General features: G+C 39.5%; 22 protein-coding genes and 1 pseudogene. 13 read left to right on the top strand and 10 right to left on the bottom strand.

Annotated elements, in window-relative coordinates; genetic code table 11:
• Positions 1 to 318 precede the first annotated feature (318 nt).
• On the top strand, positions 319 to 1,608 hold the full coding sequence (locus tag ACJJVZ_RS02945; protein WP_193156703.1) for an alkaline phosphatase: 1,290 nt from the start codon (positions 319 to 321) through the stop codon (positions 1,606 to 1,608).
• A gap of 77 nt (positions 1,609 to 1,685) precedes the next feature.
• Here ACJJVZ_RS02945 and ACJJVZ_RS02940 read toward each other — a convergent pair whose 3' ends face one another.
• From ACJJVZ_RS02940 to ACJJVZ_RS02915, 6 genes are all read right to left on the bottom strand, one after another.
• Positions 1,686 to 2,015 carry a hypothetical protein gene (locus ACJJVZ_RS02940; protein ID WP_077535275.1) on the bottom strand — a complete coding sequence of 110 codons (330 nt, stop codon included), beginning with the start codon at positions 2,013 to 2,015 and terminating at the stop codon, positions 1,686 to 1,688.
• Between the two features lie 68 nt (positions 2,016 to 2,083).
• Complete coding sequence (gene tsaB, locus ACJJVZ_RS02935) at positions 2,084 to 2,785, bottom strand: tRNA (adenosine(37)-N6)-threonylcarbamoyltransferase complex dimerization subunit type 1 TsaB (RefSeq protein ID WP_405597986.1); 702 nt, start codon at positions 2,783 to 2,785, stop codon at positions 2,084 to 2,086.
• Positions 2,786 to 2,794: 9 nt separating this feature from the next.
• Positions 2,795 to 4,711: an ATP-dependent DNA helicase gene (locus tag ACJJVZ_RS02930; protein WP_077535273.1), complete on the bottom strand. Its 1,917-nt coding sequence runs from the start codon at positions 4,709 to 4,711 to the stop codon at positions 2,795 to 2,797.
• Positions 4,712 to 4,806: 95 nt separating this feature from the next.
• Positions 4,807 to 6,660, bottom strand: coding sequence for a M28 family metallopeptidase (locus ACJJVZ_RS02925; protein WP_405597982.1), 1,854 nt, complete (start codon positions 6,658 to 6,660; stop codon positions 4,807 to 4,809).
• Between the two features lie 87 nt (positions 6,661 to 6,747).
• Positions 6,748 to 8,919, bottom strand: coding sequence for a M4 family metallopeptidase (locus ACJJVZ_RS02920; protein WP_405597979.1), 2,172 nt, complete (start codon positions 8,917 to 8,919; stop codon positions 6,748 to 6,750).
• A 339-nt stretch (positions 8,920 to 9,258) separates the two neighbouring features.
• Entirely contained in the window at positions 9,259 to 9,495 is a 237-nt protein-coding gene (locus ACJJVZ_RS02915; RefSeq protein WP_138585253.1) for a hypothetical protein, read from the bottom strand.
• A 395-nt stretch (positions 9,496 to 9,890) separates the two neighbouring features.
• On the opposite strand from ACJJVZ_RS02915, the gene hisG reads away from it, so the two are divergent.
• The 10 genes from hisG to ACJJVZ_RS02865 all read left to right on the top strand — a co-directional run bounded on the left by hisG (position 9,891) and on the right by ACJJVZ_RS02865 (position 17,814).
• Positions 9,891 to 10,790, top strand: coding sequence for an ATP phosphoribosyltransferase (gene hisG / locus ACJJVZ_RS02910; RefSeq protein ID WP_405597976.1), 900 nt, complete (start codon positions 9,891 to 9,893; stop codon positions 10,788 to 10,790).
• A gap of 5 nt (positions 10,791 to 10,795) precedes the next feature.
• Positions 10,796 to 12,097 carry a histidinol dehydrogenase gene (gene hisD / locus ACJJVZ_RS02905; RefSeq protein WP_405597974.1) on the top strand — a complete coding sequence of 434 codons (1,302 nt, stop codon included), beginning with the start codon at positions 10,796 to 10,798 and terminating at the stop codon, positions 12,095 to 12,097.
• Positions 12,087 to 13,196: a histidinol-phosphate transaminase gene (hisC, locus tag ACJJVZ_RS02900; RefSeq protein ID WP_405597971.1), complete on the top strand. Its 1,110-nt coding sequence runs from the start codon at positions 12,087 to 12,089 to the stop codon at positions 13,194 to 13,196. The genes hisD and hisC overlap by 11 nt, the downstream gene beginning before the upstream one ends.
• Positions 13,193 to 14,254, top strand: a complete 1,062-nt coding sequence (gene hisB / locus ACJJVZ_RS02895; protein ID WP_024598085.1) for a bifunctional histidinol-phosphatase/imidazoleglycerol-phosphate dehydratase HisB — start codon at positions 13,193 to 13,195, stop codon at positions 14,252 to 14,254. The genes hisC and hisB overlap by 4 nt, the downstream gene beginning before the upstream one ends.
• Positions 14,251 to 14,841, top strand: coding sequence for an imidazole glycerol phosphate synthase subunit HisH (hisH, locus tag ACJJVZ_RS02890; RefSeq protein WP_405597968.1), 591 nt, complete (start codon positions 14,251 to 14,253; stop codon positions 14,839 to 14,841). Before hisB ends, hisH begins: the two co-directional genes overlap by 4 nt.
• 33 nt (positions 14,842 to 14,874) lie before the next feature.
• A complete protein-coding gene (locus ACJJVZ_RS02885) occupies positions 14,875 to 15,609 on the top strand; it encodes a 1-(5-phosphoribosyl)-5-[(5-phosphoribosylamino)methylideneamino] imidazole-4-carboxamide isomerase (RefSeq protein WP_405597965.1) in 735 nt (244 codons plus the stop codon).
• Positions 15,591 to 16,370, top strand: coding sequence for an imidazole glycerol phosphate synthase subunit HisF (hisF, locus tag ACJJVZ_RS02880; protein WP_405597962.1), 780 nt, complete (start codon positions 15,591 to 15,593; stop codon positions 16,368 to 16,370). The genes ACJJVZ_RS02885 and hisF overlap by 19 nt, the downstream gene beginning before the upstream one ends.
• Positions 16,361 to 16,975, top strand: a complete 615-nt coding sequence (hisIE, locus tag ACJJVZ_RS02875; protein ID WP_405597959.1) for a bifunctional phosphoribosyl-AMP cyclohydrolase/phosphoribosyl-ATP diphosphatase HisIE — start codon at positions 16,361 to 16,363, stop codon at positions 16,973 to 16,975. Before hisF ends, hisIE begins: the two co-directional genes overlap by 10 nt.
• 108 nt (positions 16,976 to 17,083) lie before the next feature.
• The gene (locus ACJJVZ_RS02870) at positions 17,084 to 17,620 is read left to right on the top strand and encodes a hypothetical protein (protein ID WP_405597957.1); all 537 of its coding nucleotides are present in this window, start codon (positions 17,084 to 17,086) and stop codon (positions 17,618 to 17,620) included.
• 2 nt (positions 17,621 to 17,622) lie between these two features.
• Entirely contained in the window at positions 17,623 to 17,814 is a 192-nt protein-coding gene (locus ACJJVZ_RS02865) for a DUF1289 domain-containing protein (protein WP_405597954.1), read from the top strand.
• Between the two features lie 41 nt (positions 17,815 to 17,855).
• On the opposite strand, the gene ACJJVZ_RS02860 is transcribed toward ACJJVZ_RS02865, so the two are convergent.
• Positions 17,856 to 19,127, bottom strand: a complete 1,272-nt coding sequence (locus ACJJVZ_RS02860; protein WP_405597951.1) for an O-acetylhomoserine aminocarboxypropyltransferase/cysteine synthase family protein — start codon at positions 19,125 to 19,127, stop codon at positions 17,856 to 17,858.
• Between the two features lie 134 nt (positions 19,128 to 19,261).
• Entirely contained in the window at positions 19,262 to 20,062 is an 801-nt protein-coding gene (locus ACJJVZ_RS02855) for a chromosome partitioning protein ParA (protein WP_405597948.1), read from the bottom strand.
• Positions 20,063 to 20,160: 98 nt separating this feature from the next.
• Here ACJJVZ_RS02855 and ACJJVZ_RS02850 point away from each other — a divergent pair, with 98 nt between their 5' ends.
• Positions 20,161 to 21,054, top strand: a complete 894-nt coding sequence (locus tag ACJJVZ_RS02850; RefSeq protein ID WP_405597946.1) for a response regulator — start codon at positions 20,161 to 20,163, stop codon at positions 21,052 to 21,054.
• A 307-nt stretch (positions 21,055 to 21,361) separates the two neighbouring features.
• On the opposite strand, the pseudogene ACJJVZ_RS02845 reads toward ACJJVZ_RS02850, so the two are convergent.
• Positions 21,362 to 21,454 (bottom strand): annotated as a pseudogene (locus ACJJVZ_RS02845) (S46 family peptidase); the annotation flags it as partial.
• 665 nt (positions 21,455 to 22,119) lie between these two features.
• Between ACJJVZ_RS02845 and ACJJVZ_RS02840 the strand changes: the two are divergent.
• Positions 22,120 to 22,467, top strand: a complete 348-nt coding sequence (locus ACJJVZ_RS02840; RefSeq protein ID WP_405597943.1) for a hypothetical protein — start codon at positions 22,120 to 22,122, stop codon at positions 22,465 to 22,467.
• A gap of 524 nt (positions 22,468 to 22,991) precedes the next feature.
• Here the strand turns inward: ACJJVZ_RS02840 and ACJJVZ_RS02835 are convergent.
• Positions 22,992 to 25,163, bottom strand: a complete 2,172-nt coding sequence (locus ACJJVZ_RS02835; protein ID WP_405597940.1) for a S46 family peptidase — start codon at positions 25,161 to 25,163, stop codon at positions 22,992 to 22,994.
• Between the last annotated feature and the right edge of the window lie 29 nt (positions 25,164 to 25,192).

The following is a 25,192-nucleotide window of genomic DNA, read 5'->3' as shown; positions in this document are numbered from 1 at the left end:
TCAGACCACTAACATATCGTTAGCCATTTTTATAACTGATAAAAATATATTTTAGCTAATATCCTTAACTGAATAAAAAATTTTTAACGACGTTATAGTGCAATTTAATTCGTTAAATTGATCAAAGATTTATGCAGTTTGGTATTAGTACATAAAAGCGATATATTTTTTAACTATAGAGATTATAAATACCAACCCAATACTCTTTTAAAAACAACATCACTTATTGTAATTCATCTCATATATTAATTTATTTATCATGCTTAAGGTATACAATAACGCAGGCTTTTAAATAAGGTACACTCAAAAGGTACAACTATGAAAAAACAGTTCAGCTTATTAGCACTTTTGTGCTCTGCATCAGGTGCTTACGCAGAGTCAGCGCCTAAAAATGTAATTTATATGATTGGTGACGGCATGGGTCCGGCATACACCACAGCTTATCGCTATTTTAAAGATGACCCTGCAACTAAAGAAATCGAAGGTACCGTTTTTGATACGATATTAAAGGGCATGGCGCATACCTATCCGGATGACCATACGTATGTAACCGATAGTGCAGCAGGTGCGACAGCACTTAGCAGCGGGCATAAAAGTTACAATGGCGCTATAGCCGTAGATACACACAAAAAAGCGGTTAAAACCATGCTTGAAATTGCAAAAGAGCGCGGTATGACAACGGCACTTGTTGCAACATCACAAATAAATCATGCAACGCCTGCAAGCTTCGCTTCGCATAATGAATCGCGTAATAATTACGATGCGATTGCTAACGACTACATAGACAATAAAATTGTTGGTAAATTACCAGTCGATTTAATGTTAGGTGGTGGTACTAAATACTTTATTAGAGACGATCGTAATTTAGTTGATGAGTTTAAAGCCGCTGGCTATCAATATGGCGATGACATTAGCAATCTCGGCCAAATAACTCAAATACCCGCTTTAGGTTTGTATGCGCCAAAAGGTTTACCTTTTGCACTTGATGAGAACCCAACTCGCCTTACGCAACTAACATCCAAAGCGCTTGATTTACTAGATACTCAAAACAAAAGCGGTTTTTTTGTGATGATTGAAGGCAGTCAAATAGATTGGTGTGGTCATGCAAATGATATTGCTTGTGCGATGGCTGAAATGGACGACTTTGCAAAATCAATTGAAAAAGCAAAAGCCTATGTCGACAAAAATAAAGATACTATTTTAGTAGTAACAGCCGATCACTCTACAGGAGGATTAACTCTTGGGGCACACGGTCAATACAAGTGGGAAACTGAAGTAGTTAAAGGCGTTAAAGCAACCGCAGGTAAACTTACTCAGTTATTACTTGATGCAAAAGATTTAAAATCAGTGTGGACGACTAACACGAACATTGAATTCACAACTGAAAATCAAATTAAACTTGAGCAAGCTAAAAAAATGGGCGACAAAGCGCTTAATTTAGCCGTTAAAAGTATTATTAGTGATACTAGCTTTACTGGCTGGACAACAGGCGGACATACAGCTGTAGATGTTCAAGTATTTGCCTATGGTAAAGGTAGCGAGCATTTTATTGGATCACAGAACAATACTGACATTGCTGATAAGCTGATTGGCTTTATTGAAAAGTAAACTTTGACACTGTAATAAAAAAGCCCGAATGTGTGTTCGGGCTTTTTTATTCTGTCTTTAAAGCGTGCTAATAAACTTTATGCGTAAATATCAACACCTATTAAATTTTGCACTTCAGCACGGCGCTCTAAATTAGCAAATTCAGTATAAGTAGAAATTGCTTTGCTTACTTGAGCTGATGGTTGGTCGTAAATTGTTTGACTGTATTCGTTGCTTTTAGCGCTGCTTTTAAACAGTTGATTGGCAAGCTCTTCGCCTTTTTTACTGCTTTTTACATAATCGGTATTCGCTTTTTGTGTAGCCGGTTGCTCTACTAAACTCTGTGGTTTATTAGTAACGACTTGAGTAGAGCTAACCCTCCCCGGAATATCTCCGGTAAAAAAACCTGAACCAATAGGCAGCGTCATTACGCGTCTCCAACCTTAATATTGTTTAAAATTATGATTTAAAAACAAACAATATGCAAATAATACGATTACTCACGCCCAGGTAGCTTTTTCCACGTTACCGTATCTCGCACATATTTAGGTTGAGCGTCACTCGCTTTGACAATATTACCCGCTAAAAGCGCGGCTTCAACATGCGCTAACATATAACGCGCATCAGGTAATGTAATCTCACTATTAATTGTCACGTTTTCAAAGTTATTAAGCGCACCTGGGTAGGTTTTAAACCCAGTGCCCACTGCGATAGATGGCTCAGTAGAAGTAATATAGTCATCGCTTAATAGGTCCGGCTTTATTACACACTCTTGATTGACCAGTTGCACTAAATTATTTTTTGCTTGGTAATGGGCGAAATATATTTCCCCCATACGCGCATCTATACTAGGGAAAACACTAAGGCTGCCGTTTTGTTCAAACGCTTGTTGCGCCATAATAGCAAGTGTTGAAACGCCAACTAGTGGTAAGTTTGTTGAATACGCAAGCCCTTGTGCTATTGCAACACTAATACGCACGCCAGTAAAACTACCGGGTCCTTGACCAAAACCAATCACATCTAAATCTTTCAATTTACAGTTAGCTTTGGTTAACAACTCATCCACGAGTGGAAGTATTTTTTGGCTGTGCTGCTGCGGGCATTCTTCAAAATGATGAAATGTTTGGCCCTGAAAATGTAAAACAATTGACAGTGCTTCAGTAGAAGCGTCGAGGGCGAGGATATTACTTTTAATCATTTTATTACTCTAATTAATTTGTTGTAAAAATTTATTGGCATCTTCTAAACTCCGCGTGCGGCGCATTGGCGGTAAGCTCTTTAAAAACACTTGCCCATACTGACGTGTAACTAGGCGATTATCACATATTACAAGGACGCCTTTATCTTTGCTATCACGAATTAAACGCCCGACACCTTGCTTTAGTGCAATCACCGCTTGCGGTAATTGTATGTGTGCAAAAGGGTCTTTTCCTTGCATTTGGCAATCTTGCATTTTGGCTTGTAATAAAGGGTCATCGGGGGCTGCAAATGGTAATTTATCAATAATAACACAGCTTAGTGTGCTGCCACGTACGTCAACACCTTCCCAAAAAGAAGCTGTGCCGAGTAACACCGCATTACCATGGCGGGTAAACTTCTCTAAGATAATACGCTTAGACATTTGCCCCTGCATATAAACTGGGTAGTCTATTTGTGTGGTGAGTCCTTCAGCGACCAAATGCATCATTCGATAACTAGTAAAAAGCACAAAGCAGCGCCCTTGTGCTGATTTTATAAGTTCGAGTGTGAGTTTTACAATTGCGTGGGGCATGTTATCAGCGTGTGATTCAGGTAAATAACGCGGCAAACATAACAGTGCCTGATTAGGATAATCAAACGGGCTGTCTACCATCATGCTTTGCTTTGGTTTTAAACCCAAACTTGCGTTAAAGTGCGCTAATTTGTTGTCGACCGAAAGCGTAGCTGATGTAAACACAAAGCCTGCGCCAGTGTCTTGCATCATTTGAGCAAATTTAGCGGAGACATTAAGTGGTGTTATATTAATCGTTAAATAACGACGTGTTGTTTCATACCAATAACTAAAACCAGTTTGAGCCGTGTCAAACACACGCTCTAACTGGCCTTTAAAAGCAAGTGTTCGCTCAAACGGATGCTCTATTTTATCGCTTCTGTCTAAACACAGTTTCAGTACCTGATAAACAAAATCTAAATCACTGATCACACGATGAAGTGCTGCACAAATTTGTTTGTCGCTCAGTTTTTCTCGCCAGTCACCTCTGCTACCATCAACACCAAACTGCAATCGTAAATCTGCAACACTTGTCTCTAGCTTATTTAAGCTTTTACCGAGTTGCAGCATATCGGGTATTTCAGCTCTATAAATAGCACGTAAGTCATTAATTAAATCCACCAGCTTTTTAGTGCTAACACTCTCGCCAAAATAATCACTGGCAATTTCGCTTAACTGATGGGCTTCGTCAAATATATAGGCATCTGCTTTTGGCATCAATTCAGCAAAGCCGCTTTCTTTTACGGCCATATCGGCAAAAAACAAATGGTGGTTAATAACAACCACATCGGCATCGGCCGCTGTTAAACGCGCTTTGCGTATATAGCAGCTTTGAAAGTCGGGGCATTCTTTGCCTAAGCAGTTATCTGCCGTTGAGTTTACATAAGGCAGTACTTTGGCATCATCTTCTATACCAATGCAATCGGCTAAATCACCTGACTGTGTTTCACTGGCAAATTTAGCGACCATAGCTAATTGATGCATTACGTCTGAATCATCAGTAGGTACATGGGCAACATGCTGGTTAAGTCGGTAGGTACATAGGTAATTGGCACGCCCTTTTAATAAGGCGGTTTTTTTAGAGGCACTAAGCGCTTTAACAAGCTGCGGTAAATCGCGGTGGTATAACTGCTCTTGCAAGGCTTTAGAACCGGTGGAAATGATGGTTCTACCTTTTGATTTAAGTGCAGGCGCTAAATAGGCAAACGTTTTACCTGTCCCCGTGCCCGCTTCAACTACCAATTGCGAACTGTTTTTTAATGCATCTGCAACGGCAACAGCCATATCTATTTGGGGCTGACGTGGTGTATATCCATCTAAAGATAACGCCAAAGGCCCAGTTGCACTAAACAGTTGTTTGATAATACCAATCACTTTACAAGAAATAATAGCGCGATTTTACGTAAGCTAAACATCAAGGGCAAGTAATTAAGTTATATAATAAAAGGGGCATTGCCCCCTACTAATTATTATTGTGCGTTAATAGATAAGGTAATTCCACTTGCTGAACTATAGCCTTTTAAATCTATGTACCATGTACCCGCTTGCGGGTTATCAATACGACAGGTTTCGGTATTGCCATTTTTAAAAGGTCTACATTGATATACAGACTCTGTTGATGGGCTTGCAAAACTCAAGTACAAATCCGCGTCTCCACTACCGCCGGTCATATTAACCGTTAATGCTGAATATCCTGCATCAAGATCTTGTGTGTATCGAGCCCAATTGTTTGCTGTTACAGAAACATTATTTTCTACACGATTGATTGGCTCAAGTTCACTACCTTCATTATAGCTACCAGTCAAAGAAACATTAGTAATCGCATCCCATGCTTGGACCATGACATAATAAACTCCCGTTTGAGCGTTACTTATTTCACAACGCTCATTACTTGAAGACGTTGTGCTTTTACAGTCAAAACTAGTGAGTGTCGGCACTGAATTAAACTTAACGTATAAATCGGCATCACCCGTACCACCTGATGTAGCGAAGTTCAAATTAGTTGCATTACTGGGTACTTTTAATGTGTACACACGTTCCGCTTTTGCATTTTCAGTGATACCAGACACTGCAACACCATTTTGTAGTTCGTTATCGATTGGTGGTACTACGTCGCCTGCATTTTTTGCCATTTCAGATGCATAACTCACAGCTAATTTTGCAAATTTACTCGCATGATCAGCGTCAAAGTTAGTGTCGTTAACAGTGTGAATTAATCGATTTATATCGGCCATTTTTGATTCAAATGGCATCGATGCTGTAAACCCCTGTTGATACCAAGATGCGTGATCCGAACATCCATATCCACATTGATCAAAACCGTAGCTAATAGAAGGCAAATAAGTATCAATAAGCTGACCCAAAAATTGATTTTGAGCATTGGTCGTGTAATCAGTCATCATCACAATGTCTTCATTGCTGCCGTTGTTGCCCGTCATATCAAACTGCACCATACCTACAACATTTTTGCCTTGTGATTTATATGCAGAGGCAATCGCCTTTGACCCTCTTAAACCCACCTCTTCAGCTGCAAACCCCATTATATGAATTGTTCTTTGTGGCTTGTAGTTATTATCGACAATTGCTCTTAGCACTTCTGATAATACAGCAATACCTGAGGCATTATCATCCGCACCTGGAGAGCGTCCATTTGTTGGATTTGATTGGTTAATCGAATCTAAATGTCCACCTATAACAACAATCTCATCCGCTTTTTCATCCCCTGGTATTGTGACTATAATTGAAGATTGCGCCCAACTATGTGTAAAGTATTCAACGCTAATATCACTGCGACTTGTGGCTAATTGTTGCCAGTAGTTTTTTAGCCATTGTGATGCATCTATTCCTGTTTGAGCTGTATAGTAGCGGTTGTAGAAGTTGCTCATTGAATTAACAGTATTTGTTAAATTATTTGGGCTGACACTATTTATTAGTTGCTGTGTTGTTTGCGCGTTATCAATACTATAGTTAAAAGCCAAAGCACTTTGATTTTGAACAGCAGCTAGTTGCTGCGTGTATTGCTTAGCTTCATCAAGCGATTCATGCGCTACAAAACCACCGCACCGGTGGTAATTACCATGCATAAATTCACTCAGGCCTGCTATATTTTCGGGCTTTACCTGCAAAAAGTTAACCGTATCTAATTCAGTTGTACGCATACTTAATGATTCACGTGATTTGCTTACTGTTTTTTGAGTCTGCTGGTAATGTTTTGCTGCAATAGGATCTATTGTCACCCAAATATTTTCGTTGTCTTGTGCATACAGTGGTTGAACAATTAATGTACTGGCGCTAACTAACGCGACATTTAGTAAATGTTTCATAAATTGATTCCTTTTAAATCGAGCTATATTCATAGAAAGTGACATTACTAAGATAAAAAAGGGAGCGGATGCTCCCCTGGAATGAATTTAGTTCGCTTTAATATCTAGCGTTACACCACTTGCAGTGCGAAAGCCTTGTAAATCGATATGCCAAGTTCCCGCTTGTGGATTATCGATAGTACAACTTTCGTTATTGCCATTTTTATAAGGGCGACAAACGTAAGCATTTGCACCCGACTCTGTTCCAAAGTTTACATATAAATCAGCGTCACCACTGCCTCCAGCAATTGAAACATTAAGTGAGCTGTAGCCTGCACTCAAATTTTGAGTAAATCGAGTCCAGTTTCCAGCATTGACACTCACATTTTCTTCAGTTCGATTGATTGGTGTTGTGCCACCCGTATCGCCATCAAAACTGCCAAGTAACGAGACTCCTGAAATTTGATCCCACGCCTCAACCATTACATAATAAGTACCCGCTTGAGCATTACTAATAGAGCAGCTTTCGTTACTGGTTGAAGTTGTGCTTTTACAATCAAAGCTAGTAAGCGTTGGCTTAGTCGCAAATTGTACATATAAATCAGCATCACCTGTTCCACCTGACGTGGAAAATGCTAAATTACTCGCACCTGCAGGAACATCAAGTGTAAAGAATATTTGCTGTTTCGCTGAGCCACTGATGTCAGGACGAGGTACGCCATTTGAGAGTGCTTCGTCTTCAATTGGAGGCACTGAATCACATGAACTTCCAGCACTCAAACTAGAGGTAACACCAACAGCACTTAATGCCGCTTTTACGTCATTTGGCTCATAATTTAAGTCACAGGCTGCATCCATAACCCCATTACCGGCAAGATCCCAGTTTGTACTTGCTGTCCAATATTGTTGATTTGCACGCGCCATGACTAAAAATGCTTTTTTCGTATCCCAACCTGGTGTTGTTGCTAAGTTATAAAACGCTTTATTAAATACTCCTGAGCTATGATGTACATCCATTCCTGAAGAATAACTACTTTGATTGTCTATTGAGCGCCCATCTTGTGTCGGATTGTTCATATAGCGCAATGCGCCATTGCCCTTAAATATCTCTTTTCCGACTAACCAATCATTACTGCCCTTCATGTAAAATTCAGCAGCTTCACCCGCCATGTCAGAAAAAGCCTCGTTTAAGCCACCTGATTTTCCACTATAAACTAAGCCAGAATTTTGCTCAGTAAAGCCATGGCTCACTTCATGAGCAGACACATCTAAGCTCACGAGTGGATAGAACGTATTTAGACCATCGCCAAATGTCATTGCACGACCATCCCAAAATGCATTCTCATAGTTGCTGCTATAATGCACTCGCATTTGTAGTTGAAATGAAAGTGGTGGCGAACCAATCCAATCGTTGTACATGTTAAAAATTACGTTGCCAAAAAAGTGTGCGTCATTAAGTGGTGAATATGCACCGTTGATTTCTTTAAACGTATTTTCAGGGCAAGTAAATGAATATGCGCTTGTACCACTGGTGCCACCATTCAAATTAATGGTTTTTACATTGCTATTATTCATTGTGCAGTTATCACCAGACTGCGTAACATCTAGGCTGGCAAAATCAGTACCATAAATATATTTGCCCGTTTTTAAATTACCGCCTGGGCCAGTTGCATCTGCATGTTGAAGGTTGTCTAAGCTAAATAGTAACTCACCTGAGTTCGCATCAATGATTTGATATGGACGAGATGGATTACTTCCATAAGTAACATAAGATACTTCATAAACAAGATGCGCCTTACCTTGCTCATCAACCCAAATTGCTAATTGCGATTTCTCGTCATGCTTTTCTAAACCGACAGATTGAAGCGCCTGAGGAGATTTTTGTAATCCCTTAGCTACCGCTAACTGTTTATTTATCTTTGGGATTACCGTGTTTATATCACTTGAAATGTCATATACCGCAGCACCGTGAGCATGTTTAAACTGCCCGTTGCTGTTAAAGGTTAAACTCACCCTGTCACCTATAACAGGTAGGCCATTGTATACTTGTTGAAATAATCGAGTTGTGTCGCCGTTATTACTTTTTATTTCTTTAATTACAACTAATTTGTTCCCAGCCTCTAAGCCAACTAATTGATCTGGGGTCGCTGTTGATGCAGACAACGTATTATTAGTATTTACGTGTTCATTTAGGTATTTCTTATTTGCGGCTACTGCGCTTGATGCTTGCATTACTGTAAAAGCAGCAAGAGTTGCAATTGTTATTTTTGATAATTTCACGTTTACGCTCCATTAGATTATTTAATTTTAATGTACTTTGTTAATCGGCACTACCTGTTCCCGATTAAGGATCAGCCTAGGTTACAAATAACACAAATGAAAATGAAACAATTAATTTACAATTAAAGTATGAGGCAACAAATTAAGTTATTTATATTCAATATATTGGTATAATAGAATTAAGAAAAAACAAACTAGTCGGTAACATTCTGTACACATAAGTTTACTTTTTGCTTTATTACTGCACATTCAATTAACAATAAAGTTACATTTAAAATTACATATACACATTAAAAAAGGCCCTATCTGGGCCTCTTTACTTTAATTACGGGATCTTCATTAGGCCCATGTATCTAAATGTGGGGGATCGTCGTCATCAGCGCTAGTCTTTGTTTTTTTTGTTTGATCGTCGAGGGTATTGAGCTTTTTCTTCTTTTGTAACTCACGCTTTTTTTTATTTTCTAGATCAACTTTTTCAGCTGCGGCTCCACTTTGTACACCCGCAATATGAAATGCCCCTTTAGATTCAACAGCTAAACGAGTGATAGTTCCTAAGTAAGGGATCATGATGTCCATACGTACTTCCTTATTTAACTGTTTGACTAATAAACAATTACATTATTAAAACTACATGTATTATCTTCTATAGTATCGACAGTTATAAGATATACTTTAATTTAGCTAAATAAAACTTGCCATAATCAGGCTATTTATGTTTTTATAAATGCGAAATTTATTTAAACAGATAACAACTGAACGTTAACCAAATGACGGGCAGTTACATAGGATAAAAAATGCGCATAAACCTGACAACAGTACATCATCACCACCATTCATCGGAATAACCTGTCAGGTCTTTCGCTGAGAGGTTATTCCTAAAAGGAACCTCTGGCGATTCAAAACATATTGATTCATTTTCGCCCTGAGGTTCCCTCGGGGTTTTTAGTTTTTAAATTAAAGGAAAATGAATAATGAACAACAGTAATCGTCTACGTATCGCCATTCAAAAAGGCGGCCGCCTATCAAAAGATTGTCAAGATCTGCTTAAACAGTTAGGTGTTAAACTTAACCTTCGTGAACAACGCTTAATTGCACACTCAACTAATATGCCAATTGACGTACTACGTGTGCGCGATGACGATATTCCGGGTTTAGTTATGGACGGTGTATGTGACCTAGGCATAGTTGGCGAAAACGTACTAGTAGAAGTTCAAGCAGAACGTGAACGCCAGGGTGTTCCAAGTGAAGTAGCCAAACTTTCAAAGCTAGACTTTGGTTACTGTCGTCTTGCACTTGCATGGCCACAAGAGCTTGGCGCTCGCGATAAGAGCTGGTTTGAAGGCAAACGTATTGCTACTACCTACCCAGAAATTTTAACTCAGTGGTTAAAGCGCGAAGGCATTAACGCAAGTACAGTAATGCTTACGGGTTCTGTTGAAGTAGCACCGCGTGCAGGTTTATCTGATGCAATTTGTGATTTAGTATCTACCGGCGCAACACTTGAAGCTAACGGCTTAATTCAAGGCGAAACAATTTTAGAATCAAACGCGTGTTTAATTCAAAATAAAGATCTTCAAGATGCTGACAAACTAGCACTAATCAATAAGCTTATGCCGCGCTTACGTGGTGTTAGACAAGCTAAAGAAAGCAAATACATCATGCTACACGCACCAAAAAACAAACTTGATGAAATTTGTGAAATTTTACCAGGTTCTGGTCAACCTACTCTACTTGCCCTTGCTGGTAACGATGAATACGTAGCACTTCACATGGTAAGCAGCGAAACATTATTTTGGGAAACAATGGAGCAGTTAAAAGCCCTAGGCGCTAACTCTATTTTAGTTATGCCAATTGAAAAAATGATGGAGTAAGTGCCATGCTTCGTTGGAATGAGGAATCTTCACAAGTACAAGCAGCGGCGCTAATGCGCCCTGCAGTTTCTGCCAGTGCCAAGGTTGAAGCTATATGTAAAACTATTTTAGCTAACGTAAAAGAGCAAGGCGATGAAGCCTTACTTAGCATGGCTAAAGAGTTTGATAATAGAGCTAACCCTCGCCTATGTGTTCCGCTTGATGAAATTAACGCATCAGAGCAAGCACTAAGTGCAGAGCTTAAATACGCAATTGATACCGCTTATGCAAACGTTAAACGTTTTCACGAAGCGCAATTGCCAAAAGATATTAAATTATCGACCCAACCAGGCGTTGTATGTGAACTGAAATATCAAGCCATCGAAGCAGTCGGTATTTACGTACCCGGTGGCAGTGCTCCACTGCCATCGTCGGTTATTATGCAGGGTGTATTAGCGCAATTAAGCGGCGCAAAAACCGTTGTACTTGCTACACCAGTACAAGGTGATAAAGCGATTAACCCTGCTATTTTATATGCAGCTAAGTTATGTGGCATTACTACTTTAATAGAAAGTGGTGGCGCAGGCGCAATTGCAGCAATGGCGTATGGCACCGAATCGGTTCCTAAAGTGAACAAAATATTTGGTCCAGGTAATAGCTTTGTAACAATGGCTAAACAGCTCGTTGCGCAAACTATTCCAGGTATGGCCATTGATATGCCAGCAGGTCCATCTGAAGTATTAGTTATTGCAGATGAACGTGCGAACCCAGAATTTATAGCCGCCGATTTACTCTCACAAGCAGAGCACGGCGCAGATTCGCAAGTTATTTTATTATGTAACAGCGAAAGTATAATAGAACAAACACAGCAGGCACTTACACGCCAGTTAGCTAATTTGAGCCGCAAAGAAACAGCTGAGCAAGCGCTCGCTAATTCTTCACTTATTTTAGTTGATTCAATTGAGCAAGCATTTGATGTATCAGCGCAATACGGACCAGAGCACTTAATTTTACAATTAGCTGATGCAACACCTTACCTAGATAAAGTTAAAAACGCAGGCTCTGTATTTGTGGGTGACTACACGCCAGAATCTGCAGGCGATTACGCATCGGGTACTAACCACGTGTTACCAACCTATGGTTATAGTGCCACTTACTCGAGTTTAAACTTACTTGATTTTTTCCGCACGTACACAGTGCAAACAATTACTAAAACTGGTTTAACGCAGCTTTCAAAAGCAATTTTACCACTTGCAGATGCAGAAGGCCTTGATGCCCACGCTAATGCGGTTTTAATTCGTTTAGAGGCAATTAAAAATGAGCAATGAGAGCGCACAAGCGACAAGCTTATTACCTAAAAATATTGCAGCCCTTGCTGCATACAGCTCGGCAAAAAGTGAAAAGCTAACCGGTACTACGTGGCTAAATGCTAACGAAAGCCCGTATGCTAAAAATCTTGAACTGAGTATTGAAGATTTAAATCGCTACCCCGATCCACAACCGCAACTGGTTATTGACAGGTACGCAGATTATACAGAGCTTGAAAGCGAAAATGTACTAATGACCCGCGGCGCAGATGAAGGCATTGAGCTTTTAGTGCGCACATACTGCGAGCCAGCTAAAGATAGTATTGCGCTATTTTTACCCACCTACGGTATGTACAAAGTAACCGCCGATACACACAACGTTAGTATTAACGCGCTTACCCAAGAATTATTATTAAGTGGCAGTGCTGACGAAATAGTTGCAGCTGTAGGCAGCTCAAAACTGGTATTTATTTGTAACCCAAATAATCCAACGGGCAGCTTAACGCCACTTGATAAAGTGAAAGCGATTGCAACAGCACTTGCAGGTAAAGCACTGGTTATTGTTGACGAAGCCTATATAGAGTTTTGCCCAGAGCAAAGCGCCACTCAACTTATTACTGAGTTTAGTAATGTAGTGGTTTTGCGTACGCTTTCTAAAGCCTTTGCGCTAGCTGGCCTCAGAACCGGTTTTACCCTTGCACAAGCAAGCGTTCTTGCGCCAATTCGTAAAGTCATTGCCCCGTATCCGGTATCGGGCGTAGTAGCAAGTATTGCAGCGCAAGCAATTGCACCCGATGCAATTACATCGATGCGCCGCCAAGTGACTATTTTAAATAGCTTAAAAGCTAAGTTAGTAGATTGGCTAAACGCCTCCCCTGCTGCATTAAAAATTCTCACTGGTGAAGGTAACTTTGTTACTTTAAAATTAGCCGATAAAAACTACTTTAAAATTGCACTTGAGCAAGGTTTAGTGATGCGCGCTTTTACGCTATACGGTGAAGACGACTGGCTACGAATTTCAATTGGTAGTGAACAAGAACTTAAACAAGTAAAAATTTGGTTAGATGGCCTGCAATTGCCAACTACCGCAGCATCTTTAGCAGGAAACGAAGTATCATGAGTAACCCCTATTTATTTATCGACCGCGACGGCACTATTATTGAAGAGCCAATTACCGACAAACAGGTAGATAGCCTTGAAAAGCTTGCCTTTTTACCTGGCGTTATCCCAGCTTTATTACAATTACAAGCTGCAGGTTACCGTTTAGTGATGGTATCTAACCAAGATGGTTTAGGCACAGATAGCTTTCCTACTGCTGATTTTGACATTGCACAAGACAAAATGATGGACATAATGCAAAGCCAAGGCATTAGCTTTGAGACCGTATTAATTTGCCCACACTTTAACGAGCAAAACTGTGATTGCCGTAAACCTAAAACTGGTTTACTTACCGAGCTTATGCGCTCAGGCAAAGTAGATTTAGCACGCTCTTTTGTTATTGGCGACCGTGAAACTGATATTGGCCTTGCTCAAAACCTATGTTGTGAAGGTATTTTATACGACGGCGATTGGAGTGCCATAGTAACTAAATTGACCACCGCAAACCGCGAAGGTCGTGTTACACGAAACACTAAAGAAACCCAAATTGATGTGGCAATAAACCTAGATCAAACTAAAAATGGCAGCATAGACACCGGACTTGGCTTTTTTGATCACATGCTTGATCAAATTCGTACCCACGCAAACATTGGTTTAAACATTAAAGCCAAAGGCGATTTACACATAGACGAGCACCACCTTGTTGAAGACATTGGTATTGCTCTTGGTGTTGCACTTAAACAAGCCCTCGGTACTAAATCGCAAATTGCGCGCTATGGTTTTGCGCTTCCTATGGATGAATGTAAAGCTGAAGCACAAATTGATTTATCGGGTCGTGCATCATTTGTATTAAACGCTAACTTTAGCCGCGAAAAAGCAGGCGATTTAGACGTACAAATGGTTGAGCACTTTTTCAAAAGCTTAAGTGATAACGCCGCGATTAGCCTTATTTTATCGGTAAGCGATGGTAACTGTCATCACCAAGTAGAAGGCTTATTTAAAGCGTTTTCACGCGCTCTTCGCATGGCAGTGGCACAAGACACGACCCAACAAACAGCCAGCTCTAAGGGATGTTTATGATTGCCATAATTAATACCGGTTGTGCCAATATAAATTCAGTACGCTTTGCGTTTGAACGCTTAGGCCAAACGCCAACAGTAATAACATCACCAGAGCAATTAGCGGGTTTTGAGCGCGCTATATTGCCAGGTGTAGGTCACGCGTCGGTTGCTATGAAACGCCTAGTAGATAACGGCTGGCAACAAGCTATAAATGAATACCAGCGCCCGCTTATGGGTATTTGTTTAGGTATGCAGTTACTGTGCGAAAGCACCGAAGAAGGTAACGTACAATGCTTAGGTAAAATACCAGGGCAAGTAAAAGCGCTTGATGTAGGCAATTTAACGTCGCCGCATATGGGTTGGAATAACTTAAGCGTTAATAAAGAGCATGCATTAACTAAAGGGCTAACATTCGATGAGCAAGTGTATTTTGTTCACAGCTTTGCGCACACCGTAAACGACGCCACACTCGTGAGCGGCGAATACGGTCAAACCTTTTCAGCCATTGTTGCTAAAAACAATTACGCGGGCATGCAATTTCACCCAGAGCGCAGCGCAAAAGTTGGCGCACGTTTATTACAAAATTTTGTTGATTGGCAGTTGTAAGCTGTCCATTAACTAACAAAAAAGAGATTATTTGTGATTATTCCAGCATTAGACGTATTACAAAATCAAATTGTGCGCTTGTACCAAGGTAAATACGACACAGCACAGTTTTACCCTTTCGAACTTGGCGCGCGTTTAAAAGAATACGCCAACAGTGGCGCAGGTAAGTTACACCTTGTTGATTTAGAAGGTGCACGCGATCCAAGTAAAAAACAGTGGCAACATATTCAAGCTGCAACCAAAGCACTTAAGGTACCGTACCAAGTAGGCGGCGGTATTCGCTCAGAGCAAGATGTAAGTGATTGGCTAAAAGCCGGTGCAAACCAAGTTGTTATTGGTTCAATGGCAGTAGAAAAACGCGAGCAAGTAAAAGCCTGGATTGAACAATTTGGCGCAGAGCATTTTGTAATTGCTCTTGATGTAAATAAAACAGCCACGGGCTGGGCACCTGCTACGCACGGTTGGTTAAGTGAATCTGAATTTGGTTTACTTGAGCTGGTAGATTTTTATGTGGGCTTAGGTGTTATTGACTTTTTATGCACGGACATCAGTAAGGATGGCACCATGACTGGCCCTTCTTTTGCACTTTATGAAGATTTAATTAATCATAATGCAGATATAAAAGTGCAAGCCTCAGGTGGGGTAAGCTCGTTAGATGATATTAAAAAGCTCAATGAGCTGGGTGTGGGCGGCGTAATTTTAGGTAAATCATTGCTTGATGGCGCATTTAGCGTTGAGGAGGCACTGGCATGTTATCAAAACGCATAATCCCGTGTTTAGACGTTAAAGACGGCCAAGTAGTTAAAGGCGTTAAGTTTAAAGGTCATGAAGTTGTTGGCGACATTTTAACAATGGCTAAAGCCTACAGCAAAGCTGGCGCCGATGAACTGGTTTTTTACGAGATCAGCGCAAGCGTTGAAAAACGCCTACTTGATGTAAATTGGGTAGAGAGCATTGCACTTAATATCGATATTCCATTTTGTGTAGCGGGCGGTATTAAATCAGTCGCTGATGCAGCGCGAGTACTTGAGCGCGGCGCAGATAAAATAAGTATTAACAGCCCTGCTATTGCACGCCCTGAACTTATTAAAGAATTACACGATGAGTTTGGTAAGCAATGTGTTGTAGTCGGCATTGACAGCTTTTTTGATGAAACGACCGGTGAATATTTAGTGTATCAATTAACCGGCGATCCTAATGCATCAAGCCGTACGCGTTATAAAACACAAGAGTGGGTTAAACGCGTACAAGACTTAGGCGCAGGCGAAATTGTATTAAACTGTATGAACCAAGATGGCGTTCGTAACGGTTACGACAACGAGCAACTAAGTAAAATTCGTGAGCTATGTCACATTCCTTTAATTGCCTCTGGCGGTGCAGGTAGCATGCAAGATTTTGTCGATGTATTTAAACAAAGTAAGGTAGATGGTGCATTAGCTGCCAGCGTTTTTCATAAAAATGTGATTAACATTGGCGAACTAAAACAATTTTTAACCGATAACCAAGTGGCAGCAAGATTATGCAAGTAACACAACAAAACCAAGCTCAAGTCGATTTTGCTAAAAGTGACATGATCCCTGCTATTATTCAAGATGCCCGCTCGGGTGTTATTTTAATGCAAGGCTTTATGAACAGCGAAGCACTCGCTGTTACGCTTAATACCAATAAGGTAACGTTTTACTCGCGTTCAAAGTCGCGTTTATGGACTAAAGGCGAGTCATCAGAAAACTACTTAAACGTAGTATCTGTTCATACCGATTGCGACTACGATTCAATTTTAGTGCTTGCCAACCCGGAAGGCCCAACGTGCCACTTAGGCACACAAAGCTGTTTTGGTGATGAAGCAAAACCAAGTTTAAGCTTTTTAGCACAGTTAGAAGATGTGATTGTTGCGCGTAAAAACGACGACCCTGAAAAAAGCTACACAGCGTCATTATTTGCAAAAGACTTAAGCCGTAGTTGTCAAAAAGTAGGTGAAGAAGGCGTAGAAGTAGCCCTTGCCGCTATGAAACATGATAACGATGAGCTAACAAACGAATCTGCTGATTTAATTTATCACCTTACCGTATTGCTACAACGCCAAGGCTTAGCCCTTGAAGATGTAGTTAAATGCTTGCAAGGTCGTCATAAATAGCATTAGTTGTGACTAACAAAGAGGCTCATATTTATATGGGCCTTTTTATTTTTACAGTAAATCACGTGTGATATAGTGCGTGGCTAAATTAATCGGTTACTGTGAACTATGAAAAACTATATTACTCCTTCTATTGTCGCATTCATTTTAGTCGTCGCGTTTATTTTAGCGGGCTGTACCAGCAAAACTAATCAAACGCCTACAACTGCACAGCCTGCAAAAACCACAATAAAACTCAATGAATGCAGCACCATAAATAACCTTATAAGCAGTTATGAATCTGGTTTTAATTCAATAAAAACAGATAAAGTAAACAACCAGTTTACTGAACAGTGGCGCACTAATACTCATATTATTGGAACAACCTGTACGGTTACTTTAAATAAATCAGAGCAAGCAAGTTACCAGTGCCAAACGCAAGTTAAAACACAAGCGCAAACAGTAAAATCTCATCAAAAACTGGCTAAGCAATTGCGCCAATGTTTAACAAAAACAGGTTGGTTTGAAAGCCAAAAAGAAACAGCAAGTTCAATTTACAGCACCTTTGTACTTGATACTAAAACCCCAGTCATTACACTCTCTACCAATCAAGAAGGTAGTGGGTTCACTACTCGCTTTGAAATTGCACCACCGTTAGGGCTTTAATAATGCGCCAATTAAATCAAAACAAAAAACCGTCTAAATTTAAAACTGATTGCTTAGGAATATGTGAGCGCCGCAGCGGTTACTGCACCGGTTGTGGCCGTACCAACCAAGAAATTTTTGATTGGATTATATTATCTGAAGATGAAAAAAAATCGATTTTAGAAACACCACGAGCCGATATCACAAAAGCGTAATAGAGCTAAAAGCCTCGATACCTCAAGGCTTTAAATTAACGTTATGCTTTATCGAGCGCTTGGCTTACATCGGCAATTATATCTGCAATGTTTTCAATACCAACCGACAAACGAATTAAATCGCGACTTACGCCCGCATTAGCGAGTTCATCATCATTTAATTGGCGGTGTGTGGTTGATGCAGGATGACACGCAAGCGACTTGGCATCGCCAATATTAACTAAGCGTAAAATCATGTTTAGCGCATCAATAAAACGAGTACCCGCTTCTAGGCCACCAACAATACCAAAACTTAAAATACCGGATGCTTTGCCACTGGTAATTTTTTGACTCATTTCGTTATACGGGTTTGATTTAAGCCCTGCGTAATTAACCCAAAGCACTTTTGGATGATTTTCTAAATACTCAGCCAGATGCTGTGCATTTTCGCAGTGGCGATCCATTCTCAAGCCTAAAGTTTCAAGGCCAATTAAAATATCAGAGGCGTTTTTAGGCGCAAGCGCTGCACCGGTATTTCTAAGTGGTACAACGCGGCAACGACCAATAAACGCCGCCTCAGCAAATGCATCGGTATACACTACATTATGGTACGACGGATCAGGCTCATTCATCATCACAAAACGAGTCGCATTGGCTTTCCAGTCAAACTTGCCCGAATCAACAATCATACCGCCAATCGCGGTTCCATGGCCGTTAATGTATTTAGTGAGTGAGTGCACCACAATATCTGCACCTAACTCAAATGGCCGACATAAATACGGCGTAGCCACAGTGTTATCTACAATTAAAGGCACCCCTTTGCTGTGGGCAATTTTCGCAAGGCGAGCAATATCAACTATATTCCCTGCAGGGTTACCAATCGACTCACAAAAAACAGCGCGGGTGTTGTCGTCAATCGCATTATCGAACGCGGTAAAGTCATCAGCTTTAATCATGCGTGCTTCAATACCTTGCCTAGGTAAGGTATGCGCAAATAGGTTATACGTGCCACCATATACTTGGCTGGTGCTCACAATATTAGTACCTACTTCACACAAACATTGAATAGCATAGGTAATCGCCGCCATACCCGAAGCCACAGCCAACGCACCAATGCCGCCTTCCATCGCCGCAATACGCTGCTCAAGTACCGCATTGGTCGGATTCATTATGCGGGTATAAATATTACCCGGCACTTTTAAATCAAATAAATCAGCGCCATGCTGCGTGTTATCAAATGTATAAGAAGAAGTGTGATAGATAGGCACGGCTGCCGATTTGGTCGTAGCCTCAGATTCGTAACCGTGGTGAAGTGCTAGTGATTCTAATTTCATAATTATTTCCTTCAATTAATTTACTACTAAGCTAGCACTTCTTGGTTACAAAATGCACATGAAATATATTAAAGGGTGTTGAGGCGGTTCGATTTAAGCTAAAGGTGGCTAGGCGCAAATACCGGACTACTTTGCTAACTTGGTTTTTGTGTATTTTTCATTATTTCTAAATATCGCCCTTCAATGAATTTTTTTTCTTTTGTAAGGTGCTTCAGTGCATACTGCGTTTTTTCTAGCTCTTGCTTAAGAGTGTCTAATTCCTCACTACTTTCAGGCCCGTCAGTTTGTAGCTGCAATTGCTGTAGTAGCTGATCTTGCTCTGCAATTTGTCTTTTATATTCGTTTAAAGTGTTAAGTAGCTTAGTTTGATCTTGCGTTGAAGATACATCTACGTTTAGTGTTTTATCACTATTTTCGCTCGCTTTTTTAAGCGCTTTATAATCTGCTTGTAACTGCTCTTTTTCTTCTTGAAGCACAGTCACTGCATCATATTGTGCATACAGTTTTTGACGAGTTACTTTTAATTTTTCGACACTTTTGTCGAGATCCCCTTTAAGTTTGCGTATTAAGTTATGCGAGCGTTTTAATTTATTATTAAGCTCATCGATTAGCTGTTGTTCTTTTTCAGTAACATGATCTTTGGTTGATGAAGTAACCTCAGTTAATTGCTGCTGTAACAGTATTTGTAAATTAACTAACTCAGCAATTGTCTTTCGATTATCGTTAACATAGCTCATTGCATTGTCAACAGATTCCCTACACATAGCTAACGTAGCATCATCCATCCCCCCTGTACTTTTAACCATGCTAAGCGCAAACGACCTAAACTCTCTGAGTATCAATAAAAGAATATAAAACCAAGCAGCTAAAATAAGTAGCCCAAAATTTATAGCAATATACTGATAAACCTCAGGAGGAAATACGACGTATGGCATTATTTAATTATCTTAAATTAAGTGTCAATTTACTAGAGTTTAGCGCTGTCAAAATAATATGCCATAATAACAACAACATTTAAAAAAAAGTAACGTGCGTGAAAATACTTATCGTTGATGATAGTCAAGCAACACTCGCAATAGTACGCCGGGGGTTGGAAAAATTTGGCTATCGAAAGTTATTAATAGAGAAAGCCAACAATGCTAAATCTGCGTTGACACTTATTGGCAGCTGGCATCCGGATATTGTTCTCACAGATTGGCATATGCCTGAAATGTCAGGAGTGATGTTATTGCGTGCTATTAAGCAACGACAACTTAATATAATAGTCGCGATGCTCACCACTGTTGATGAAAAGTCTAAAATTGAAGAAGCTATTAGCTTTGGCGCATCTTTTGTTCTATCAAAACCTTTTACCGACGAACAACTTCACGATAAATTATTACCTCTGGTGCAACTTGTAGAAAATAACGAAATAATCCCCGATGAAATTGAATTAAACAGTGATTTAGCTTTACCAAAACTGTCGCAATTAGAACGCCTATTTCATAAACATATAAGTCCATCTTTAATAGTCAACACAATACAACCACAAGTATTTAATGAGTCTAAAGTTCCTTGTGTAATGGCCGTTTATGAGGATCCAAAAAGTCAAAAAGTGCGTGCCATTGCCATACTTGATATTTATGCAGCCTGTGTAATGGCTGGCGGATATAATACCTTGTCTACTGACGATATCAGTAACTTAATAATATCGGGCGCAGTATCGAATGCGGCATTATCTGCATGTAAAAAGGCACTTAGCGAAACTGCTTTTGCCTTTTTAGACAAACGAACGCGAGTTAGTTTACAAATTAAAACCGTCAAAGTTATTACAGCGCCTTTTCACAAACTCACTTTGCTATATAAAACTCCTGCAGAAAAGCGAATTGATTTTAGTTGTCAGCTTGAGGGGATGGCACAAGGTAAAATCATGTTAGTTGGTATTTAACCAGAGTTCAGGTTATTTAGTGTTTTTTATTTAGATGGCCGTTATATTATAAAAAGTATCAAGTATTTAAGAGACCACAAATGTGTAAATCAAAATCAGCGACTTTATCTTTATCTTTATCTTTATCTTTATCTTTATCTTTATCTTTATCTTTATCAAAGAAGCTAAAGCTTTAAACGTTGCGCCATGTTATGTTTCTTTAAAGGCGCAGCGTCTCTTTGCCCTCTTTGTGAATTAATCACTAATAATATTTACATAAAAAAGGCACTTCCATTACGGTAAGCGCCTTTTTTATCTCACTGATTACTTATTTTACTATTTTCATTTCGTCTAATAAGTTTTGTGCATTATCTACTTTATCCATTACCCATAGCATGTAGCGCGAATCAACGTGGATTGAGTATGAATAAAGATGACATTAAAAAGCGTTGTTGTCATGAAGCGATGTTTTAAATTTACTATCACGTAAAAAAGATAAACATCAAGTGATGTTTCAGTTGACAAAATATTATAATATTAATATTTTAGTTAACGATATATTATACATATTAAAAGGAATTATAATGAATACATTAACACTTAGAACTCAAAGATTATCTCTAAAAAAGAAAAATTAAGAAGCAAATCAGCACATACTATTAACTTCCTTACTAATGATTCGGCTACAAAGTGGAAATTGGAATGGGGGACAAATAAGACAAGGTGGCTATGTACCATCTGCAGTTTTAGTAAACTTTGTTACATTAGGAGCTCTTACGGGCCCTGTCGTAGGTATGCTGTCTAACATACTTCAAGGTGAGTTTTTAGCAAACGTCCCATACCCAAGAATGGCAAGGGGCTGGAGCTATGAAATAATTTTCGAATACGACTTTTCTTGGTCACCACATCCTTATTTTGGAAGAGCATTAACACAAAGAATCACAGGAATATCTAGGGACCATCTTAGTAATGAATTTGGTCGACATATTAGTAATAAAAAGTATGCTCTTGATCAACTCCCTGATGGTTTAGGTCGGTTTTTAGCCAGTACGCCTCCTAAAAATACATCTTCGGTCTATAAATAATATGCAAAAAAAATCTAGCCAACTTATTTTTTTATGGTTTCTATTAATTTTTTCAGTTTCGTTGCATGCAAAAGACATTGATATTCAGCATAAATGGAAAATAACTGAAATTATAGATTCTGATGGAAGTATTGTGAAAGTGGAATCGGGTAACTTTATTGTAATCGATAAAAGTACCATATTAGAGATAATGAAAAAGTATGGAAATAGAAGCTACCCTTATTACAGGGAAGCGGATATTTTACATGTAACTTCTGGTGACACTGTTTACGAATGGAAAATACTTTTTCTGGACTCTGACAGGTTTCATTTAGAAACGCGGCTAGGTACATATATACTAACACGTTAATTATATCTTTAATAAATCACGCCTATTATATATGGACTGAATTATGATGCCTAAATGTTTAAATTGCTCACTTAATCTATCTTTTTCGTGGTTTGCATGGGCAATGTTTTCTACAAAGAACAGATGTGTCAATTGTGGTGCTTTGCACCAGTTTACTCCTAGGCATAAAACAGTTTACCAAGTATCGACTATATCAATGCTTTTAGGCATGAATTTATTAGGTTCTGTAATTTCTGGGGATATAGTAAAAGTTGTTATTTTATGTTCGATTATCTTTCCATTCATTATTTTTGTACCTGGACAATACATATTGGCATCTCAAGATAATTTAGAGTTCAAAATAAAAAATGAAAAATGTATTCACTTCAAATTTAGCCTTTAACTAAGCTATGAGAAGATTGACATTACTCGCGAATGAAAGTGAATACGTAAAGCCAACTGCATTAAAAACCTGCAAACTGAATCACACTCAATAAAAAAGGCGCTTCCATTACGGTAAGCGCCTTTTTTAACTCACTAATTACTTATTTTACTATTTTCATTTCGTCTAATAAGTTTTGTGCATTATCTACTTTATCCATTACCCACAGCATGTAACGTGAATCAACGTGAATTGAGCGATTAAGCTCAGGGTTGTAATCCCAATCACCAATAATACTTTCGTACACACCATCAAACAGTAAGCCAACAAGTTCTGCTTTGCCGTTAAGTGTAGGTGAACCTGAGTTACCACCGGTAGTGTCTACATTTGATAAAAAGTTAACGGGCACTGTGTTCATGCCGCCCGTGTAATCACCAAATAGTTTTGCTTTAATTTGCTCTTGTAACTTTTTAGGTGCATTAAATGGATCAACATCGGTGTTTTTAGCAAGTAACCCTTCAAGCGATGTAAACGGCGTTGCTACCAAGCCATCTTGAGGTGAGTAGCCACCTACCGTGCCATAGGTTACACGGAGTGTGCTATTAGCATCGGCGTATACCGGTTTGTTTTTAGCTTTATTAAACGCAATTATTGCGCTCATTAGCTCTGGGCGAGCTGCTTGTAATTTACCTGCAAGTGCTTTTGATTTATCTTCCTGTGCTTTCATTACTTTAAATATGGCTTTAGCGTACTGCACAAATGGGTCTTGGCTTTGATTTAGCTGGCTAAATGTTTGTTCAAATAATGAATTGCGAACAGTGGCATTATCAAGTCTCGACTGCTCATACATGCTATCAAGTAACGCGCTTTGGGTTGCTTTATCAAACCCATTTTGTACGTTAAATACGTTATCAACGTCGCTAAAACGCTCTTCTTTTGGAAGTGCTGCATATAGCTCTAAAAAGTGCAGTAAAATAGCTTTATCTACTTTGCTATCATAACGGCGCGTCATACGCTCAAGGCCTGCTTTAATGCGGGGCAAGTCACGTTCTTGATAACCCGATTCACGTTCGCTATTTGGCTTTTGCTTTTCGTAACCTAAGCGGTATAAACGTCGTGCTGTGCTGATCATCTGTGAGCGGTGCACATAACCTAACATACGATCGCGTTCACTGTGCTCTTGTGATTGCGCAATTAGCTCTGATAGCTCACCTAGTACACTTCCGTATTGCTCTTTACGTGTACTATCGCTATTGATCCAATTAGTTAGTTCTTGTTCAAACTGTTTTTTACGCTCAAACATAGTACCTTTTTTAAAGCTTTCGATCATCGAACCATAATTTTTAATGTAGTTGTTGTAACCTGCTATGGTGCTTTCGTAAGCAATACGCGCTTTACTGCCGTCTTCTGAATTTTCTTCAATAAGCGACACGTATTTTGAATTATGTACACGTGCTTTTGGGTAGCTATTGTTAAATACATTATCAACTTCTGCGGCTATGCGGTAACGATTGGTACGCCCTGGATAGCCTGTAACCATGACAAAATCGCCCTCTTGTACGCCTTTAGCACTTACACTTAAGTAAGAGTCTGGTACGTAAGGTACATTATCTACGTTATATTCTGCTGGTTTGCCGTCTTTGCCTACGTATGCACGGTAAAAACCAAAATCGCCAGTGTGGCGCGGCCACATCCAGTTATCTATATCGCCACCGTACTTACCTACGCCCATAGCGGGTGTATATGCTAAGCGTACATCTTTAATTTCAAGTGACTTAATTAAGTAAAACTCCAAACCACCATGAAAAGAATACACATTACAACGGTAGCTTTCATCAGCTTCACACTGGGCTACTAAGGCTTTTTCGTTTTTTTCTAGTGCGTCGTAGCGTGCTTTTGCGCTTAATGTTTCAGTGCCTTTAATAACTTGGTCGGTGACATTGGTCACAGTTTCAGTCACGTATACGCGAGCACCCGGTGCAGCTGGTAAGTCTTCAGCTGGCGTTTTGGCTAAAAAGCCGTTTTCTAGAATATTATTTTCAGGTGTTGAATTGTACTGAACTGAGCCATAAATACAGTGATGATTTGTCACCACTAATCCTTTTGGCGATACAAACGATGCCGTACAACCACCTAAACTAATAACTGCATTCATTGGAAATTCGGTTAATTTAGAAATTGAATCAACACTTATCTCCAACCCTTTGGCTTTTAAAATTGATTCTAATTCTGGAAGCTGATGTGGCTGCCACATGCCTTCATCGGCAACCACACTGCCCGAGATGGAAAGTGCAAATGTAGCTGCTAACGAAGCTACTAGGGGTTTTAAACGCATTACAGAGTCCTTTTTATTGTTTGTACGGT

It is taken from the genome of Pseudoalteromonas sp. Ld19, assembly GCF_045064135.1.
Lineage (GTDB): Bacteria > Pseudomonadota > Gammaproteobacteria > Enterobacterales > Alteromonadaceae > Pseudoalteromonas > Pseudoalteromonas aliena.
The sequence above is the reverse complement of the archived record's forward strand: the minus strand, read 5'-3'. Positions and strand labels throughout refer to the sequence as shown.

Coding starts and splice junctions, on each gene's coding strand:
- hisG (WP_405597976.1), top strand. CDS start 9,891: ATGAACAACAGTAATCGTCTACGTATCGCCATTCAAAAAGGCGGCCGC.
- hisIE (WP_405597959.1), top strand. CDS start 16,361: ATGCAAGTAACACAACAAAACCAAGCTCAAGTCGATTTTGCTAAAAGT.
- ACJJVZ_RS02840 (WP_405597943.1), top strand. CDS start 22,120: ATGCAAAAAAAATCTAGCCAACTTATTTTTTTATGGTTTCTATTAATT.
- ACJJVZ_RS02865 (WP_405597954.1), top strand. CDS start 17,623: ATGCGCCAATTAAATCAAAACAAAAAACCGTCTAAATTTAAAACTGAT.
- ACJJVZ_RS02870 (WP_405597957.1), top strand. CDS start 17,084: ATGAAAAACTATATTACTCCTTCTATTGTCGCATTCATTTTAGTCGTC.
- ACJJVZ_RS02925 (WP_405597982.1), bottom strand. CDS start 6,660: ATGAAACATTTACTAAATGTCGCGTTAGTTAGCGCCAGTACATTAATT.
- hisF (WP_405597962.1), top strand. CDS start 15,591: ATGTTATCAAAACGCATAATCCCGTGTTTAGACGTTAAAGACGGCCAA.
- hisC (WP_405597971.1), top strand. CDS start 12,087: ATGAGCAATGAGAGCGCACAAGCGACAAGCTTATTACCTAAAAATATT.
- ACJJVZ_RS02945 (WP_193156703.1), top strand. CDS start 319: ATGAAAAAACAGTTCAGCTTATTAGCACTTTTGTGCTCTGCATCAGGT.
- ACJJVZ_RS02855 (WP_405597948.1), bottom strand. CDS start 20,062: ATGCCATACGTCGTATTTCCTCCTGAGGTTTATCAGTATATTGCTATA.
- hisB (WP_024598085.1), top strand. CDS start 13,193: ATGAGTAACCCCTATTTATTTATCGACCGCGACGGCACTATTATTGAA.
- ACJJVZ_RS02835 (WP_405597940.1), bottom strand. CDS start 25,163: ATGCGTTTAAAACCCCTAGTAGCTTCGTTAGCAGCTACATTTGCACTT.
- ACJJVZ_RS02860 (WP_405597951.1), bottom strand. CDS start 19,127: ATGAAATTAGAATCACTAGCACTTCACCACGGTTACGAATCTGAGGCT.
- ACJJVZ_RS02915 (WP_138585253.1), bottom strand. CDS start 9,495: ATGGACATCATGATCCCTTACTTAGGAACTATCACTCGTTTAGCTGTT.
- tsaB (WP_405597986.1), bottom strand. CDS start 2,785: ATGATTAAAAGTAATATCCTCGCCCTCGACGCTTCTACTGAAGCACTG.
- ACJJVZ_RS02940 (WP_077535275.1), bottom strand. CDS start 2,015: ATGACGCTGCCTATTGGTTCAGGTTTTTTTACCGGAGATATTCCGGGG.
- hisD (WP_405597974.1), top strand. CDS start 10,796: ATGCTTCGTTGGAATGAGGAATCTTCACAAGTACAAGCAGCGGCGCTA.
- hisH (WP_405597968.1), top strand. CDS start 14,251: ATGATTGCCATAATTAATACCGGTTGTGCCAATATAAATTCAGTACGC.